Source organism: Rhodococcus sp. NPDC055112, assembly GCF_053607505.1.
The window spans coordinates 14,336-31,938 of the sequence record NZ_JBSGTR010000064.1; the positions used below are offsets into that span (position 1 = coordinate 14,336).

General features: G+C 68.3%; 14 protein-coding genes. 7 read left to right on the plus strand and 7 right to left on the minus strand.

Annotated features, from left to right (window positions below; translation table 11 throughout):
- Positions 1–108: 108 nt before the first annotated feature.
- Both ACWFRB_RS22330 and ppgK read left to right on the plus strand, forming a co-directional pair.
- Positions 109–1,455 (plus strand): family 1 glycosylhydrolase, encoded by a 1,347-nt coding sequence (locus tag ACWFRB_RS22330; RefSeq protein ID WP_452643430.1) that lies wholly within the window; start codon positions 109–111, stop codon positions 1,453–1,455.
- Between the two features lie 169 nt (positions 1,456–1,624).
- Positions 1,625–2,437 carry a polyphosphate--glucose phosphotransferase gene (gene ppgK / locus ACWFRB_RS22335; RefSeq protein ID WP_452643431.1) on the plus strand — a complete coding sequence of 271 codons (813 nt, stop codon included), beginning with the start codon at positions 1,625–1,627 and terminating at the stop codon, positions 2,435–2,437.
- On the opposite strand, the gene ACWFRB_RS22340 is transcribed toward ppgK, so the two are convergent.
- A complete protein-coding gene (locus ACWFRB_RS22340; RefSeq protein ID WP_452643432.1) occupies positions 2,399–3,103 on the minus strand; it encodes a TetR/AcrR family transcriptional regulator in 705 nt (234 codons plus the stop codon). The two genes, ppgK and ACWFRB_RS22340, sit on opposite strands and share 39 nt — an antisense overlap.
- 167 nt (positions 3,104–3,270) lie before the next feature.
- Here ACWFRB_RS22340 and ACWFRB_RS22345 point away from each other — a divergent pair, with 167 nt between their 5' ends.
- Genes ACWFRB_RS22345 through ACWFRB_RS22360 form a run of 4 tightly spaced genes read left to right on the plus strand, consistent with a single transcriptional unit; the run spans position 3,271 to position 8,177 of the window.
- Entirely contained in the window at positions 3,271–4,152 is an 882-nt protein-coding gene (locus ACWFRB_RS22345) for an SDR family NAD(P)-dependent oxidoreductase (protein ID WP_452643433.1), read from the plus strand.
- 60 nt (positions 4,153–4,212) lie between these two features.
- Positions 4,213–5,517 carry an MFS transporter gene (locus tag ACWFRB_RS22350; RefSeq protein ID WP_452643434.1) on the plus strand — a complete coding sequence of 435 codons (1,305 nt, stop codon included), beginning with the start codon at positions 4,213–4,215 and terminating at the stop codon, positions 5,515–5,517.
- Between the two features lie 40 nt (positions 5,518–5,557).
- On the plus strand, positions 5,558–6,790 hold the full coding sequence (locus tag ACWFRB_RS22355) for a glycoside hydrolase family 1 protein (RefSeq protein WP_452643435.1): 1,233 nt from the start codon (positions 5,558–5,560) through the stop codon (positions 6,788–6,790).
- Positions 6,791–6,848: 58 nt separating this feature from the next.
- Positions 6,849–8,177, plus strand: a complete 1,329-nt coding sequence (locus ACWFRB_RS22360) for a GDSL-type esterase/lipase family protein (RefSeq protein WP_452643436.1) — start codon at positions 6,849–6,851, stop codon at positions 8,175–8,177.
- Positions 8,178–8,182: 5 nt separating this feature from the next.
- Here ACWFRB_RS22360 and ACWFRB_RS22365 read toward each other — a convergent pair whose 3' ends face one another.
- Positions 8,183–8,947, minus strand: a complete 765-nt coding sequence (locus ACWFRB_RS22365) for an IclR family transcriptional regulator (RefSeq protein WP_452643437.1) — start codon at positions 8,945–8,947, stop codon at positions 8,183–8,185.
- A gap of 29 nt (positions 8,948–8,976) precedes the next feature.
- The gene (locus ACWFRB_RS22370; protein WP_452643438.1) at positions 8,977–9,741 is read right to left on the minus strand and encodes an SDR family NAD(P)-dependent oxidoreductase; all 765 of its coding nucleotides are present in this window, start codon (positions 9,739–9,741) and stop codon (positions 8,977–8,979) included.
- A gap of 233 nt (positions 9,742–9,974) precedes the next feature.
- Here ACWFRB_RS22370 and ACWFRB_RS22375 point away from each other — a divergent pair, with 233 nt between their 5' ends.
- Positions 9,975–11,333 carry a flavin-containing monooxygenase gene (locus tag ACWFRB_RS22375; protein WP_452643439.1) on the plus strand — a complete coding sequence of 453 codons (1,359 nt, stop codon included), beginning with the start codon at positions 9,975–9,977 and terminating at the stop codon, positions 11,331–11,333.
- 54 nt (positions 11,334–11,387) lie between these two features.
- On the opposite strand, the gene ACWFRB_RS22380 is transcribed toward ACWFRB_RS22375, so the two are convergent.
- The 4 genes from ACWFRB_RS22380 to ACWFRB_RS22395 all read right to left on the minus strand — a co-directional run bounded on the left by ACWFRB_RS22380 (position 11,388) and on the right by ACWFRB_RS22395 (position 17,595).
- Positions 11,388–13,529 (minus strand): 3-hydroxyacyl-CoA dehydrogenase NAD-binding domain-containing protein, encoded by a 2,142-nt coding sequence (locus tag ACWFRB_RS22380; protein ID WP_452643440.1) that lies wholly within the window; start codon positions 13,527–13,529, stop codon positions 11,388–11,390.
- A 31-nt stretch (positions 13,530–13,560) separates the two neighbouring features.
- The gene (locus ACWFRB_RS22385) at positions 13,561–14,775 is read right to left on the minus strand and encodes an acetyl-CoA C-acetyltransferase (RefSeq protein ID WP_077043968.1); all 1,215 of its coding nucleotides are present in this window, start codon (positions 14,773–14,775) and stop codon (positions 13,561–13,563) included.
- Positions 14,776–15,031: 256 nt separating this feature from the next.
- Complete coding sequence (locus tag ACWFRB_RS22390; protein ID WP_452643441.1) at positions 15,032–15,670, minus strand: response regulator; 639 nt, start codon at positions 15,668–15,670, stop codon at positions 15,032–15,034.
- Positions 15,667–17,595: a sensor histidine kinase gene (locus tag ACWFRB_RS22395; RefSeq protein ID WP_452643445.1), complete on the minus strand. Its 1,929-nt coding sequence runs from the start codon at positions 17,593–17,595 to the stop codon at positions 15,667–15,669. The genes ACWFRB_RS22390 and ACWFRB_RS22395 overlap by 4 nt, the downstream gene beginning before the upstream one ends.
- Positions 17,596–17,603: the final 8 nt, after the last annotated feature.

Here is a 17,603-nt window from a genome sequence, read left to right on the forward strand (position 1 = left end):
GCTGCAAAACGCATATCTGACCGAAATCTGACCTACCAATCACTCGGTCAGCTAGTGTGTCCCGCACCACCACCGCGCCCGACGGCGCACGGATGCGAGGAGAAACTGATGCGTCGACGATCGAGCGGCCTACTGGCGGTACTGACGGGACTCGCGTTGCTGGCGGGCGGGCCCGCTGCCGCCGCACAGGGCAGCGGCGACAGCGCGGACGGCGCCGGCAGCACCGGCAGCACCGGGTCCGTAGAGCCGGTCGACAGCCTGCCCGCCGACTTCCTGTGGGGAGTGTCCTCATCGGGGTTCCAGTCGGAGGGCTATTCGCCGGACAGCAATTGGATCCGCTATGAAGCGGCAGGCAAGACCAAGGATCCGGTCGGCACGTCGGCGGACTTCCGCCACCGCTACAAGGAGGACATCCAGCACGCCAAGGACCTCGGGGCCAAGGTGTACCGGATGGGCGTCGAGTGGGCGCGCCTCGAGCCCCAGCAGGGCCGCTACGACGAGACCGCCTGGGCGTTCTACGACGACGTGGTCGCCAGCATCCGGGCCGCGGGCATGCAACCGATGATCACCCTCGACCACTGGGTGTATCCCGGGTGGGAGTTCGACCGCGGCGGGTGGAACAACGCAGGCATGGTCACCGACTGGCTGGCCAATGCCCGCAAGGTCGTCGACCGGTACGCGAAGTACGACCCGTCCTGGATCACCATCAACGAGCCGTCGGCGTACCTGTTCCAGGAGATCAGCCACGGTGGTCTCGATCCCGCGAACACCCCGGCCGCCCTCGATCGGTGGGTGGCCGTCCACAATGGGATCTACGACTACATCCACCAGGTGCAGCCGGGAGCGCAGGTCTCGTCGAACGTGGCCTACTTCCAGGTCGTCGAGGCCGCGATCGACACGACGTTCCTCGACCGCGTCGCCCACAAGCTCGACTTCATCGGCCTGGACTACTACTACTCGATGTCCCCCACGGACCTGAGCTACGCCAACGTCTTCTCGGAGCCGTGGAAGGCGAGCTCGGCACCCGACGGCCTCTACTACGCGCTGCGTCACTACGCGAAGCGCTTCCCGGGCAAGCCCCTCTACATCGTCGAGAACGGCATGCCCACCGAGGACGGCAAACCCCGCCCGGACGGCTACGCCCGCGCCGACCACCTCCGCGACGCCGCCTACTGGCTGCAGCGAGCAAAGGACGACGGCATCAACGTCGTCGGATACAACTACTGGGCCACCACCGACAACTACGAATGGGGAAGCTACACACCCCGTTTCGGCCTCTACACCGTCGATGTGAAGAACGATCCGACGCTCGAGCGGAAGCCGACCGAGGCAGTCGCGGCCTACCGGTCGCTCATCGCACAGGGCGGAGTCCCGACCGACTACCAGCCGAGCAGGCCACCGACCGCGTGCTCACTGGTCGACGGACTCGACAGCTGCCTGAACCCGGCGAACTGACGCGGCGCCCGATTCCCGACGCGGTGCCCCTCGCCGTCGAGCGAGGGGCACCGCACCATGTGCGGCGGGCGCACACCGTCGGCCCGGCCGATCAGGCTGCACAACCACTCCACCCGCCTGAGAGCAGGCGACAGACCGTCGTTCCCACACGGAAGGAATCGAGATCGAGATGAGTACACGATTGGGAATCGACGTCGGCGGCACCGGGATCAAGGCCGGCCTGGTTGACCTCGAGGCCGGTCGACTCGTCGGGGAGCGGGTCACGATTCCAACCCCTCGGCCCTCCACGCCTGCCGCGGTGGCGGCGGCGATCTCCGATCTCGCGGAGCACTACGGCCGGGACGGTCCAGTCGGGGTCGCACTCCCCGCCGCCGTCGCCGGGGGCCTTGTCCAGACTGCCGCGAACATCGATCGGTCGTGGATCGGTACAGATGTGACGGACCTGTTCGCCGACGCCCTCGGGGGTCGCGACGTGGTCGTGACCAATGACGCCGATGCGGCCGGAACAGCCGAATACAGGTTTGGCGCTGCGCGCGGCACATCAGGCGTCGTCGTTGCGCTCACATTCGGAACCGGCATCGGTACTGCAATTCTCCATGACGGAGTGCTGTTGCCCAACACCGAATTCGGGCATCTCGTCGTTGACGGTGTCGCCGCCGAACATCGCGCCGCCGCCTCCGTCAAGTCGGCCAAGAGCTTGTCCTTCGAGAGGTGGGCGCATGAGGTCAGTCGGGTGTTGACGGCCATCGAGGATCTCCTGTCCCCACGGCTGTTCATCGTTGGCGGCGAGATCAGCCAGCACGGCTCCCGATGGATTCCCTTGCTGACGAACCGGACCGCAGTTGCTGCAGCCGAGCTGGGCAACTCTGCGGGCGTCATCGGCGCAGCGCTGGCGACCGAACACCGTCTAGGGGAAGGTCCTCTCGATCCGAGGGCGGACTACCTACGCCGGGGCTTGGCGCCCGACGGCGTCGCGAGGTGAATTGACGGATTGGCGGCCAGGCATGAGCGGCAGGTCCCGGCGCAGCACGGTCGTGAGAGTTCTCATCGCGCCGACCATGTCGAACGATTCGTCCTGCAGCCACTGCTCTTCGAGACCGGAGATAGCCCCGATGATCACGGAGGCCATCGCAGTGGGGTCGACATCGGCACGTACCTCGCCCGCCTCGATGCCTTCTTGGATGAGACCGGCCAGGTTTGCACGGAAGGCCTTGATCCGTCCCTGTGCCCACTCGCGCGCGAGTTCGGGAGTGTCATCGGAATTGAAGATGCCGACGTGCGCCAGCCGGGTGAGTTCTCGGTTCTGCTGGTTTCGGGCCACGATCTCGTCGACTACGTCCAGCGCGCGCAAGAGAGCCGCACCCTCGTAGTCTCGATCGATCTCGACCGAGTCGAGAGTTTGACGGTCGAGGTCCGCGAGTACCGCTGTCAGCAGGACTTCCTTGCTCGGAAAGTGATGCAGCAGACCCGACTTCGTGATCCCCGACTCTCTTGCAACCGCAGCAAGCGAGGTCCCGCGGTATCCGTGGGCCGCGAACAGCGTGATGGCAGAGCTGACGATATCGGCGCGCCGGGCAACTCCCGCCTGTTCTGCGTCGCGTGTTGTGGCCATCGTGTCCGATCTCCTCACCGTGGTTTGACTGCGCACAGCCGGTCCAGCCGGTCAGCGTACGGCCCGTGGCCAACGTGCCTCGACGCGAGTTCCGCGAATCCAGAACATGCAGACCAATCGATCGGTAGGCTACCGCCAACTGACTGACCGCCTGGTCGGTTGGCTAGCTTTCTAGTGGTCTGCAAGACCGAGGAGGGACCCTGATGTCCAGATTTGATGACAGGCTGGCGGGCCGAACGGCGGTGGTCACCGGCGCGGCGAGCGGGATCGGAGCCGCACTGGCGGCTGAACTCGGTTCGTGCGGCATGTCGGTCGTGGTTGCCGATCTCGATGGCGACGGCGCGGAGCGGATCGCCGAGAGTGTGCGCGCACTCGGCGTGCGTGCGCTCGGCGTGCAGGTTGACGTGGCCGACCCTGAGTCGGTCGAGAATCTCGCGCGGGCCGGCTACGACGCGTTCGGCTCCGTCGAACTGCTCTGCAACAACGCGGGAGTGCTGCTGCTCGGAAACCTCACGGATTCATCGATGGACGACTGGCGCTGGCTGTCCTCCGTCAACGTCGAGGGCATGCTCAATTGCCTGTACGCATTCCTGCCCAGGATGCGTCGTCAGACCGGATGGCGGCACGTGATGAACACGTCGTCGACTCACGCCTTCCTTCCGGACCCCGCGTTCACCGCCCTCTACACCGCGGCCAAGCACGCCATCCTCGGGTTGACGCTCGGGCTGCGCTCCGAGCTGGCCGCCGAGGACATCGGCGTCACCGCGCTCTGCCCCGGTCAGGCCGCGACCCGCATCCTCGACTCGCAGCGCAACCGGCCCACCGGGTTCGGTCCCCGCGCCGCCGAGCCGTTCGGCACCGACGTCATCCCGATGGCGATCGAGCCCGCCGACGTCGCGCGGCTCGCGGTCGAGGGCATCGTGCGCAATGCCCCGATCGTTTTCGCGCTGCCCGAACACAGCCATGCCCAGTTCCGGGAGCAGGTCAAGGACCTGTGGCGAATGGCGGACGACGCTCTCGTCGGCTCCACAGATGCGTTCGCCGGCCGCCTCGACGAGGAACGGGCGCACCGGGTCGACCGGTAGCTCGACACCCGGCGGCGATCTCGACTCCCGACCGCATCCGCCCACATTCCAAGGACTTCCATGTCAGAACCCCACTCGCTGCCCGTCGCCGTCGACGAGGTCGGCCCAGGAGCCGACACGCTGCGGCGCGAGCAGGAGCTCCGCGAGCCGAGCGGCTTCCTGGTCGGTCTCGCCCTGTCCTACTTCGGCGTCTACCTCGCCCTGATGACCCCCGTGATGTTCGCCCTTGCGTTCAAGCTGCAGCACATCTCGGGCTCGATCGAGAGTGCGACGCACGCACTCGGCGTGGTGGCCGGTACCGGTGCGATCGTCGGGATGATCGCCCAGCCGGTCGTCGGCCGCCTGTCCGACCGCACGCGGTCCTCGTTCGGCAGGCGGAGACCGTGGATCCTCGGAGGCGCCGTCGTCGGGGCGGGCGCCCTCGGGTGCGTGGGCCTCGCGCACACCGTGCCGCAGGTCCTGATCGCATGGTGCGGGGCGCAGGCCGGCTTCGGCGCGGCACTCGTCGCGACCCAGGCGACGATTCCCGACCGGGTGCCCGCGCGCCGACTCGGAGTGGTCTCCGGGATCACCGGGGTCACCACGCCGCTGAGCATTCTCGCCGGAAGCGCTCTCGTCACCGTGCTGACCGGCGATCTGCTCAGGTTCCTGGTCCCCGGTGTCGTCGCCGTCGTGCTGGTCATTCCGCTGCTGGTGGTACTCGAGGATCCACCGCTCGAGGACACAGCACCGCGCCACGGCGTCCGGGAGTTCTTGGGCTCCATCGCATTCGACCCTCGCAGGCATCCGAACTTCTCGTGGGTGATGGTCTCCCGCTTCCTGGTGATGTTCGGCTACGCCGGAATCGGAACGTTCTTCCCGTTCTTCCTCGGGCAACGGTTCCAGCTCGGTGAAGCCGACGTCGCGCAGGCGGTTCTCCTGGTCAACGTGGTGTCCGTCGTGTGCCTCTCCATGTCGGCACCCCTCGGAGGCGCCCTGTCCGACCGAATCGGGAAGCGGCGTCCCTTCGTGGCCGTCGCGGGGCTAATCATGGTGGCGGGATTGCTGCTGCTGGCCTTCGCCCCAACGCTGGGAATCGTCGTTGTGGCGCAGGGCATCATCGGGCTCGGGCTCGGCGCCTTCATGTCTGTGGACCAGGCACTCGCGGTGCAGGTGCTGCCGAACCCCGACGACAATGCCAAAGACCTGGGCCTGATCGCCCTCGCAGGCACCCTGCCGCAATCCGTCGGACCTGCCGTCGCGCCGGCCATCATCAGCCTCGGCAGCGCCACCGTCCTTGGCGGCTACGGGACGTGGTACGTCCTCGGCGCGCTCGCCTGCCTGGCTGGTGTGTTCGCGATCTACCGCGTTCGCGGCGTTCGTTGACCCAGTCGACGAACCGATCCACTTCGAGAAATGGACATCGATGAAACTCAGAGACGACTTCTTGTGGGGTGCAGCGAGTTCCGCGCACCAGACCGAGGGGAACAACACCGGCGCCGACTGGTGGGGGTACGAGAACCGGTCCAGGCCGTACTTCCCCGACCGGAGCGGCGACGCGGTCGACAGCTACCACCGCTACCCCGAGGACATGGCCTTGCTCGCCGACGCCGGCCTCAACGCGTACCGCTTCGGCATCGAATGGTCGCGGATCGAACCCGAGGAGGGGCAGTTCTCACGCGCCCAGCTCGACCATTACCGTCGAATGATCGAGGCGGCAAGGAAAGTCGGGCTCGAACCGGTCGTGACACTGCACCACTTCACCTCGCCGCGCTGGTTCAGCAACCGGGGTGGGTGGCGACATCCCGCGGCGATCGAGAGCTTCTCGAGTTACGTCGATCGCACCTCGTCCGTTCTGGGCGGAGTCAACTGGGTCTGCACCATCAACGAGCCCAACATCGTTGCGCTCGGCGTTCGATACTTGGACCTGACGCTGGGCTCGCGTGCGGCGCCCTCCCGGCCGGCGAACGGGAGGCTGGAACCCGACGACGAAGTCGGCGAAGTCCTGGTGCGGGCACATCGCGAGGCAGTCGAAATTCTCCGCACCACCACCACGGCCAACGTCGGCTGGACCGTCGGACAGCAGGCCTTCGAGGGAACGGCGGGCAACGAAGACATTCTCGCGCGGACGAACGACCTCTGGGAGGACCGGTATCTGGCGGCCGCGCGAGGCGACGACTTCCTCGGGGTCCAGTCCTACACCAGCCAACGCGTCGGGGCCGACGGTCCGATCCCTCATCCGCAGCACCCCGACAACACACTCATGGGTTGGGCGTATCGCCCCGACGCCCTGGGCATCGCGCTGCGCCGGGCCTGGGACATCAGCGGGCATGTGCCACTTCTGGTGACGGAGAACGGAATTGCCACCGCGGACGACGAACGCCGGATCGCGTACACCACCGAGGCGCTGACCCATCTCGAGACGGCGGTGGCCGATGGCATCGATGTGCGCGGCTACCTGCACTGGAGCGCCCTCGACAATTTCGAATGGGGGCATTGGGCGCCGACCTTCGGCCTGATCGGCGTCGATCGCACGACGTTCGCCCGCACCCCGAAGCCGAGCCTTGCATGGCTCGGACGTGTCGCGCGGAACCACGGGCTCGAGGTCCCGCGGGTCCGCGTCGATGAGGCCTTTCCCGCCGAGGCTTCGATGCGCTAACCTACCGACCAATCAGTCAGTTAGTAGAGCCTTTAATCAACCCCACGGAAGGATTTGCATGTCACGGGATATCAGGAATGGACTGCTGGCGGCGATCTGCGTGTCCGCGCTGGCGGGCACGAGTGTCACCGCCAGCGCATGGGCCGGTGTGCCGAGCGCAGGATGCGGCGATCGGCATTGGGTCAGCACCTGGGCCGCGAGCCCGACCGACGCCGTCGAGGCCACCGGTTCCGAGATGCCGGGCGGCGAGCAGACCTACCGCGTCGTGGTGACGCCCCACCGCGGCGGCGGCGACGTACGGATCCGGCTCAGCAACCGGTTCGGAAGCGAACCCGTCACCTTCACTCGGGTGACCGTCGGACGCCAGACCCAGGGTGCCGCAATCGATCCGGATTCCGTCCACCCTGTCACCTTCGACGGCGGCAACACCTCGACGACGGCCGCGCCGGGGACGGATGTCGTGACCGACCCCGTGCCGATCACCGTGGACGGTTTCGAGCCGCTGTCGATCAGCATCCACACCGACGGTCGGGCAGGTCGGGTCACCGGGCACGCCAGCGGGAACGCGACGAGCTACTACACGCCGCCCGGGCTCGGGGACCACACCGCGGACATCGCGGGCGACGCCTTCAGTCACACCACCACGCGCGTGCCGTTCGTGTCCCAGGTGGACATGCTGGCCCCGGCCGGCGTCACGACGGTCGTCGCCTTCGGGGACTCGGCCACCGACGGACACGTGGCCGCCGACTTCCTGGGCACCCCACAGATCGACGGGGTCGTCGACCAGAACGTGCGCTACCCCGACTTCCTTCAGCGCCGGCTCGACGAGGCCGGCGCCGAGGTCGTCGTCACGAATGCCGGGATCGGCGGCAATCGTCTGGTCTCCGACGGGATGGTTCCTGCCCTCGGGCGGGCAGGCGAGTCACGGATCGAGGCCGACGTGCTCGCCCAGTCCGGTGTCACCGATGTGATCGTCTGGATCGGGATGAACGACCTCGGAATGCCGATCGGCACACCGTACGAACAACTCGTGGCGGGGTACACCAGGGTCATCGACCGACTCCACGACGCGGGGCTTCGGGTACATCTCGGCACCATGATGCCCGCTTCGAACGGGCTCGCCGACGGACTGACCAGCTTCCCGCCGTCCGATCCCGTTCGGGTCCGGGCCAACTCGTGGATCCGATCTCAGCGGCTGTCCGACAGCGTGATCGACTTCGACGCAGCGGTGCGAGACCCGAACAACCCCAGCATCCTCGACCGCAAATACGCCAGCGCGGACAACCTCCACCCGACTCCCGAGGGATATCGGCTGATCGCCGATACCGTGGACATCACCGAGTTCGTGGGGAACAAGTGCACCGTCGGGAGCGGATCCGGGAGATGACCGGCTCACTCTGCGGGAGCGGCCTGCCGGACACTGCGGGCGATCTCGGCGGCGGCGCTCTGTACCGCCGCACTCATCCTGCGATCCGAGGTGATGCGGCTGAGCGGTCCGCAGATCGAGAGGGCCGCAGGTGTCGGGTGCCCGTGCGCGATCGGCGAGGCGACACACCCGAGGCCGGGCAACGCCTCACCCCGGTCGTAGGCGACCCCCTCGACGGACACCCGATCGAGCTCGTCCTCCAACTCGCGCCTGCCGCCCGACCGATGCACATCCCGGTGGTTCAGCCGACCGAATACCGGCTGGTCGAGCGCCTCCCGCGGGAGCGAGCTCAGCAACGCCTTGCCCACCGCCGACCGGTGCGCCGGGTACCGGCCACCGATCCGCGACGGAATCTTGGCGCCGAACGCGCCGGAGATCTTCTCCCAGTAGACGCCGTCGGCCCCGTCGAGGAAGGCGAGGTGCACCACGGCGCCCGTGGATCGGTGCAGTTCCTGCATGATCGGCAGGGCGGTCCGGTGGAACCAGTGGTTGCGCACCGCCCTCGATCCCAGCTCGAACAATCGGACGCCGATCTCGTACCGGGTCCCGACCCGGGTGAGCCAGCGCCGCTGCACCATCTTCTCGAGCAGCCGGTGCGCTGACGACGTCGGGATCCCAGTCAGTCGAGACGTCTCGCTGAGAGTGAGGTGCCCACAGTCGTCGAGCGCCTGCAGCACCAGCTCGATCCTGTCGAACATCGCCATGGATTGCGTCTGCTCACGGTCGCTCACACCAACGGCTCCTCTCCCGTCCGGGTCGCCTAGACGCCGAAACCGCCGGACACCGAGATCTGTTGCCCGGTGATGTAATTGGCCTCGTTCGATGCCAGGAAGACGCACGCCGCCCCGATGTCGGCCGGCTTGCCCCAGCGCTTGAGGGGCACCAGCTTGTGGACCTCGCGTTCCCACTCCTCGTCGAAGACGCCCTGCGCCTTGAGCTCGAGGAACATGCCCGCCTCGATGACACCGACCAGCACCGAGTTGGCCCGGATGTTGTGCGCACCTTCCTCCTTCGCGATACCGCGGAGCAGCGATTCGTTCGCCGCCTTCGGGATCACCGACAAGCCGTCCAGCGCCGGGAACCAGTGGTCACCCGCCGAGCCGAGGTGGACGAACGAACCGCCGCCGTGCTCGCGAAAGTGCGGCAGCACGGCGTGTGCGGCGGTGAACAGCCCGAGGGTCTCGATCTCGATCGACCGCCGGTACTGCGCGGGGGTGGTCTCGGCGACGGTGATCTGCTCGACGACAGGGCCCGCTCCCCACACCACGGTGTGGATCCGCGAGTGTTCGCCGACAACCTCCCCCAACACCCGAGTGACGTCCTCGTCGGCGCGGACGTCGACCTGGTGCGCGCTCGCCTTCACCCCCAGCGCCCGCAGCTCGGTCACCGTTTCCTCGGCCACCTCGCGCTTGGAGTTGTAGCAGACCGCGACGGCGCTGCCGGCGCGGGCGAACTCCCGGGCGACGCCGCGCCCGATGCCGCCGCTGCCACCGAAGACCAGGGCGGCGCCCTCAGGAAAGCTCAAAGTCAGCATGTTCGTGCCCCGTTCGTATCCGATCCGAATCCCGCGCCACGGATGCCGCGCGCTGCGTGTGACCGGTCGCCACCGGTGTGCTCCAGGCCACACCGGCTGAACGTAGTGTCCGCACTCACCGCCGAACATACGGTTTCCCTCGTCGCGGGAAACACCAGGTCACCGCGGCGATCGGCGCCGTCGAATCCCCGTCAGCGGGCGGCCTCCGCGGCTACCGTGGACCCATGGGTACCTCCATGCCGTCCACCTGCGTCATCGGCGCCGGCCTCAGCGGCCTGGTCACGACCAAGGCGCTCCGCGAGCGGGGCCTGCCGGTCGAGACGTTCGAGATGAGCGACCGGGTCGGCGGCAACTGGGCTTTCAAGAATCCCAACCGGCGCTCCTCCGCATACCGCTCGTTGCACATCGACACCTCCAAGGAGCGGCTCGGCTTCTCCGACTTCCCGATGCCCACCGACTATCCGGACTTCCCCTCGCACGAGCAGGTGCACGCGTACTTCGAGTCCTATGTCGATCGCTTCCGTCTCGCGGACAGCATCCGGTTCCGGACGGAGGTGCGTCATGCCCGACGGCTCGAGGGTGGCGGCTGGGAACTCGAACTGTCCGGCGGCGACCGTCGCCGTTGTGACGCCCTGATCGTCGCGAACGGCCATCACTGGGATCCCCGCTGGCCCGAGCCCGCCTTCCCCGGCGAGTTCACCGGCAGGCAGATCCACTCGCACGAGTACATCGATCCGACCGAGCCGATCGACATGCGGGGCAAGCGAATCCTGGTGGTGGGCATCGGGAACAGCGCCGTCGACATCGCGTCCGAGCTCAGCCGCCGCGACCTCGCCGAGAAGGCGTTCATCTCCACGAGGCGGGGCGCGTACGTGATCCCGAAGTACGTGTTCGGCAGGCCGATCGACACGATCATGCGCACGATGCCGCACGTGCCGCTGCGCCTGCAACGGACCCTGGCCCGCGGCCTCATGCGGATCACCGTCGGGCGGATGGAGAACTACGGCCTCCCGACCCCGGACCACAAGCTGCTCGAGGCGCACCCGACCGTGTCGAGCGAGCTGCTCGTCCGGCTCGGCTCAGGAGACCTCGCCGCGAAACCGGACATCCGGCGGCTCGACGGCGCCGAGGTCGAGTTCGCCGACGGCACCCGCGAGCGCATCGACGTCATCATCTACGCGACCGGGTACAAGATCACCTTCCCGTTCTTCGACGAGGAGTTCATCTCGGCGCCCGACAACCGGCTGCCCCTGTTCAAGCGGATGATCAAGCCCGGGGTGGACGACCTGATCATGATCGGGTTCGCGCAGGCGATTCCGACGCTGTTCCCGTTCTGCGAGCGCCAGGCCAGGTGGGCCGCGGCCTACCTGGCGGGCGACTACGCGTTGCCGGACATCGCGTCGATGCAGACCACCATCCGCGCGGACGAGAAACGGGACGTCAAGCACTTCGTCAAGAGCAAGCGGCACACCATGCAGGTAGACACCGCCGTGTACGGATGGGGCCTCGACGCCGAGGAGTCCGCCGGTCGTGCCCGTGCCGCCGCAGGAATCGGACGACGTCTGACCCCAGGAAACGACTGAAGGTGCCCCCCACCCGGTCGGACCGGGCGAGGGGCACCTTCAGTCGATCGGTGCCTAGGCCTTCAGCGAGGCGGGCGGGGTGAAGCGCTCGCCGTACTTCGCGGCGAGTTCCTCGGCGCGCTTGACGAAGCCGGCCTTGCCGCCCTCGTAGCCGACGACGTACTGGTGCACGCCACCGGTCCAGGCCGGGAAGCCGATGCCCATGATCGAGCCGATGTTGGCGTCGGCGCTGGTCATCAGGACACCCTCGTCGAAGCACTTCTGCGTCTCGATGGCCTCGATGAACAGCATCCGCTCGATGAGGTCCTGGATCGGGGCCTGGTTCGAGCCGGAGTTGAACTGCTCACGCAGGCCCGACCACAGGCCGGTGCGCTTGCCGTCGACGTAGTCGTAGAAGCCCGCACCGCCGAGGCGGCCCTTGCGGTCGTTGCCCTCGACGAGGAAGTTGATGACGTCGCCTGCCGGGTCGGCGGGCAGTTCCTTGCCCTCGGCCAGCGCCGCGGCCTTGGACTCCGCGCGGATCTTCTGCATCAGCGTCAGGTTCAGCTCGTCCGAGAGCTGCAGCGGCGCCGCCGGGTAACCGGCCTGCATGCCCGCCTGCTCGATGGTGGCCGGCTCGATGCCCTCGGCGACCATGCCGATGGCCTCGTTGATGAAGGTGCCGATGACGCGCGAGGTGAAGAAGCCACGCGAGTCGTTGACCACGATCGGGGTCTTGCGGATGGCCTGGACGAAATCGAACACCCGGGCCAGCGCCTCGTCGGAGGTCTTCTCACCGCGGATGATCTCCACCAGCGGCATCTTGTCGACGGGCGAGAAGAAGTGGATGCCGATGAAGTCTTCCTGGCGCTTGACGCCGGTCGCGAGACCGGTGATAGGCAGCGTCGAGGTGTTCGACCCGAGCAGTGCGTTCGGCTCGACGATGTCCTCGATCTCCTGGAACACCTTGTGCTTGAGGTCCTGCGACTCGAACACGGCCTCGACGACGAAGTCGACGCCCGCGAAGTCCGCCGCGTCCGCGGACGGGGTGATGCGCGCCAGCAGGGCGTCCGACTTCTCCTGCGTGGTCTTGCCGCGCGAGAGGGCCTTGGCCTCGATCTTCTCGGAGTACGCCTTGCCCTTGGTCGCCGCCTCGATGGTGACGTCCTTGAGCACGACCTCGAAGCCGGCCTTCGCCGAGACGTACGCGATGCCCGCGCCCATCATGCCTGCGCCGAGCACACCGATCTTCTTGATCTCGGTCTTCGCGACGCCCTCGGGACGCGAGCCGCCGCCGTTGATCGACTGCAGGTCGAAGAAGAACGCCTGGATCATGTTCTTCGCGACCTGGCCGGTGACCAGCGAGGTGAAGTAGCGCGACTCGATGGTCAGCGCGTTGTCGATGTCGACCTGCGAGCCCTCGACGGCCGCGGCCATGATCGCGCGCGGGGCAGGCATGGGCGCACCCTTGAGGGTCTTGCGCAGGTTCGCCGGGAAGGCGGGCAGGTTCGCCGCGAACGCCGGGGTGGCGGGGGTGCCGCCGGGGATCTTGTAGCCCTTGACATCCCACGGCTGCACGCCGGACTCGGGGTTGGCCTTGATCCACGCCTTGGCGGCGGGGACGAGCTCCTCGACGGAGGAGACGACCTCGTCGACCAGGCCGACCTCCTTGGCCTGCACCGGTCCACGCTGCTGGCCCTGCAGCAGCATCTGGGTCAGCGCGGTCATCAGGCCGAACATGCGGACGGTGCGGACGACGCCGCCGCCGCCGGGGAGCAGGCCGAGGGTGACCTCGGGCAGGCCGATCTTGACGCCCTTGACGTCCGCGGCGATGCGGTAGTGGGTGGCCAGCGCGATCTCGAGACCGCCACCGAGCGCGGCACCGTTGATGCAGGTGACGACCGGCTTGCCGAGGGTCTCGAGGCGACGCAGGTCGGCCTTCAGCGTGACGCTGTGGTTGAAGATCTCCTCGGCGTTCTCGGGGCCGACCTTGATCATGTTCTTGAGGTCGCCGCCTGCGAAGAAGGTCTTCTTGCCGGAGGTCAGCACGACGCCGGTGATGGCGTCCTTCTCGGCGTACAGCCGGTCCACGGTGGCCTTCATCGAGGCGATGTAGGCCGCGTTCATGGTGTTCGCGCCCTGGTTGGGGTCGTCGATGGTGAGCACGACGATTCCGTCGGCGTCCTGCTCCCAGTTGATGATGTTCTGCTCGCTCACTGCTTCAAGTCTCCTGGTAGTCCGGGCCGCGTCAGACGCGCTCGATGATGGTGGCCACGCCCATGCCGCCGCCGATGCACAGCGTGATGAGCGCGTAGCGGGCGTTGCGCCGCTCGAGCTCGTCGACCATGGTTCCGGTGATCATGGCGCCGGTGGCTCCGAGCGGGTGGCCCATCGCGATGGCGCCGCCGTTGACGTTGAGCTTCTCGTCCGGGACGTTCATGTCCTTCTGGAACTTGAGCACCACGGACGCGAACGCCTCGTTGATCTCGACGAGGTCCATGTCCTCGATCGTCAGACCCGCGGCGGCCAGCGCCTTCTTGGCGGCAGGCGTCGGGCCGGTCAGCATGATGGTCGAGTCGGCGCCGGAGGTGGCGGTGGCCACGACGCGGGCGCGCGGGGTCAGGCCCATGTCCTTGCCGGCCTGCTCGGAGCCGACGAGCACCAGCGCGGCGCCGTCGACGATGCCGGAGCTGTTGCCGCCGTGGTGGACGTGGTTGATCTTCTCGACGAAGTGGTACTTCTGCAGCGAGACGGCGTCGAAGCCGCCCATCTCGCCGACCGTCGCGAACGCGGGGGCGAGGGTGCCGAGCGACTCCGCGGTGGTGCCGGGGCGCATGTGCTCGTCGTTGTCGAGGATGGTGATGCCGTTGAGGTCCTTGACCGGCACGACGGACTTGGCGAAGTAGCCGCCGGCCCACGCCTTGGCGGCCAGGTCCTGCGAGCGCACCGCGTAGGCGTCGACGATGTCGCGGGTGAAGCCCTCGATGGTGGCGATCAGGTCGGCACCCACGCCCTGCGGCACGAAGTAGTTGTCGTAGTTGGTGGCCGGGTCAAGCGCCCACGGGCCGCCGTCGGAGCCCATCGGGACGCGGGACATCGACTCGACGCCGCCGGCGATGACCAGCTCGTCCCAGCCGGAGCGGACCTTCTGCGCGGCGATGTTGACGGCCTCGAGACCGGAGGCACAGAAACGGTTGAGCTGCACGCCGCCGACGGTGTCGGGCAGGCCGGCATCGTTGACCGCGATGCGCGCGATGTCCATGCCCTGGTCGCCGACCGGGGTGACGACACCGAGGACCAGGTCCGAGATGCGGTTCTCGTCGAGGTCGGGGAAACGCACGCGCAGCTCGTCGATCAGGCCGGTGACCAGCGAGATCGGCTTGACCGAGTGAAGCGAACCGGTCTTCTTTCCTCGGCCACGTGGGGTCCGGATGGCTTCATAAATGAATGCCTCTGTGGTCACTGTGAGGTGTTCCTTCCTGTGCACGGCTCCGCCGCGTGCGTGGTGTTCGCAATGGCAGTTCAAACGTCATCGCCGGGCGCCGACTCGAGCAGCGCCTGGCCCGAGGCATAGACCTCGACGCAAGCCATACTAGAACTCGTTTCAGAATTGGGTCTAGGACCGAACCGAGCGGGCTCTGTGACCGTTGCGATCGTCGCGACGGGTCGGGGTCCGGGTCGGTTCTAGCAACGCGCTGATCCCAGCCCGCCTGCGAGGCTCAGCCCAGCCCGGCCTGCCGCGCCCGCACGATGGCCGCGGACCGGTCCGACACCCCGAGCTTGGCCAGGATGTTCGAGATGTGGTTGCGGACGGTCTTCGGGCTCAGCACCAGGCGCCGGGAGATCGCCGCGGTGTCGAGCCCGCCCGCCACCAGGTCGAGAACCTCCCGTTCCCGGTCGGTCAGCTCGGGGAACACCGCAGGAGCCAGGCTCCGGGAGGCCGCCATGAAGCCGAGCGCGCGCTCGGCCACCGCCGCACCAAGGAGCAGCTCTCCGTTGGCGACCGCCCGGATCGCCCGCTCCACCTCATCCGGGACCGCGCCCTTGACCAGATAGCCCCTGGCCCCCGCGCGCATCGAGGCGACGATCGACTCGTCGTCCTCGTGCATCGTCACCATCAGCACGCGCAATGCCGGGAACCGCGCGAGCAGGTCCCGCGTCGTTTCGACGCCGGACCTGTCGCCGAGCTCGAGGTCCATCAGCACCACATCGACGTCGGCCGTCACCAGCGCGATGGCCTCCGCCGACGAACTGGCCTCGGCGACCACCTCGATGCCGTCGAGCGTGGACAGCAGCGCCACCATCCCGAGCCGGAAGACGGGGTGGTCGTCGACGACGGCAACGCGGATGACGGTCATGATGCGGCCAACGGTAGCCGTGCGGTGACCCTGGTGCCGTGCGGGTGCAGCGAGTCGATGACCAGGGTGCCGCCCAGCTCGCCTGCCCGCTCCCGCATCGAGCGGGTCCCGACGCCCGCGTCCCTGCCCGGGTCGAAGCCGGTGCCGCCGTCCCGGATCGTGACGGTGAGCTGGCGCCCGCCGGACTCCGTTGCCGCACACACCGCCTCGACCCGGCAGCCGTCGGCCCCGCTGTGCCTGCGCGCGTTCGAGACTGCCTCCACCACGATCCCGTATGCGGCCGCGCCCGCGTACGGGTCCACCCGCGCGGGCAGCTGCGCGCACACGTCCAGCGCGAACCCGCCGCGGGCGTGCTGGGCGGCCAGCTCCTCGAGCGCGGCGGCCAGGCCCAGCTCGTCCAGGATCGGGGGGAAGAGGTTGCGGGACAACGATCGGACACCGTCGACCTGGTGGTCGAGCTGGACCTGCAGCGACTCGAGCAGTCGCACCGCCGCGTCCGAATCGGTGCGCAGCAGGTTCCGCACCCCCTGCAACCCGAGCCGGATGCCGGCGAGCGAGGGGCCGAGACCGTCGTGCAGCTCCCTCCGGATCACCCGCCGCTCCTCCAGTCGCACCGTGGACAACCGCTCGCGCGCCGCGTCCAGATCCTTCGTCGCCTGCACCAGCGCCAGGCCGGTGGCGACCACCGAGGCCAACTCCCCCAACGACTTCCGACTCCGCGCTCCGAGGGTCTCCCCCGGCGGCGCGGTCACCGTCAACCGGCCGACCGGGGCGCCGCGGTGGATGAGCGCGACCGTCGTCGGGTCGCCCGTCGGCTCCCCTCGGCGCGCGGTGGGGTCGGTGTCCCCGGAACGCCAGACCGTCACCGATTCCAGGCGCAGGGCCACCGCCACACCGCCCGCGAGCTCGGAGACCAGGTCCTCGGGCGTCTCCGCCTCCACGAACCGGGCGCCGAGCCGGCGCACCGCCCTGGCGGGATCACCACCCTCCCCGTACACGAGGTCGTGCACGCGGCTCTGCAGCCACAGTCGGGACGGCTGCACCGCGACCGCCACGGCACCGGCCGCAACGGCCTGCGCGAGTACCGAATCCGCCGCGGGCAGCAGCCGCGCCAGCGCCGTGGCCACCACCACGTAGAGCGCGATCAGGCCGACGGTGAGGGTGCCCGCGAGCACCGCGCGGCTGACCGCCAGGTCCAGGCCCCACATCCGTTGTCGCAGAATCGAGACCAGGATCGCCGCCGGATAGAACGCCTGCACCGCGAGGTGGATCAGCGGGGTGAGCATCCACAGGCTCGGCCAGGTCGGCGGCAGCGCGAGCGGCACGAACGACAGCGCCATCAGGGTGGTGCCCAGGCACAGCCAACCAAGGCCGATTCGCTCGTCGACCGGTCCCCGCCGCCACCGCCACGCGGCGTCGGCCGCCGCGAGCAGGCCCACCCCCACCACCGGCGCGATCAACCAGATCTGTGCGATGTCGGTGTAGGTGCGGGCCATGAAGAACCAGACGATGGTCGCGGTGCCCAGGACCAAGCCGACACGGGCCACCGGCTCCAGCCGGTGGTCACGGATTAGCCAGGGGATCACCAGGAACAGCGCCAACGTGCCGGGGATCCATGCGGTGTTCTGCAGCGGCTCGATCGCCGCTACGGCAGGCAGCCCCGGCCGGACCAGCGCCAGCTGGGTATAGGCGTAGCTGAACGCGGCCAGGCCCACCCCGATCCCGGTGAGCCCGAGGATGATCGGCACCGGGTGCACCCGCCGCGCGAGCACCACCCCGGCGACCGTGCCGTAGACGGCCGCACCGAGCAGGTCGACGAGGAAGAACAGCTGGTCGGCGTCGAGTGTCGGCTCGGCGGCGACGAACGCCACCAACGCCAGCACCCCCAGCAGCCAGGACGCGCACGCGAGCACGACGGCGGGCACCGGCCATC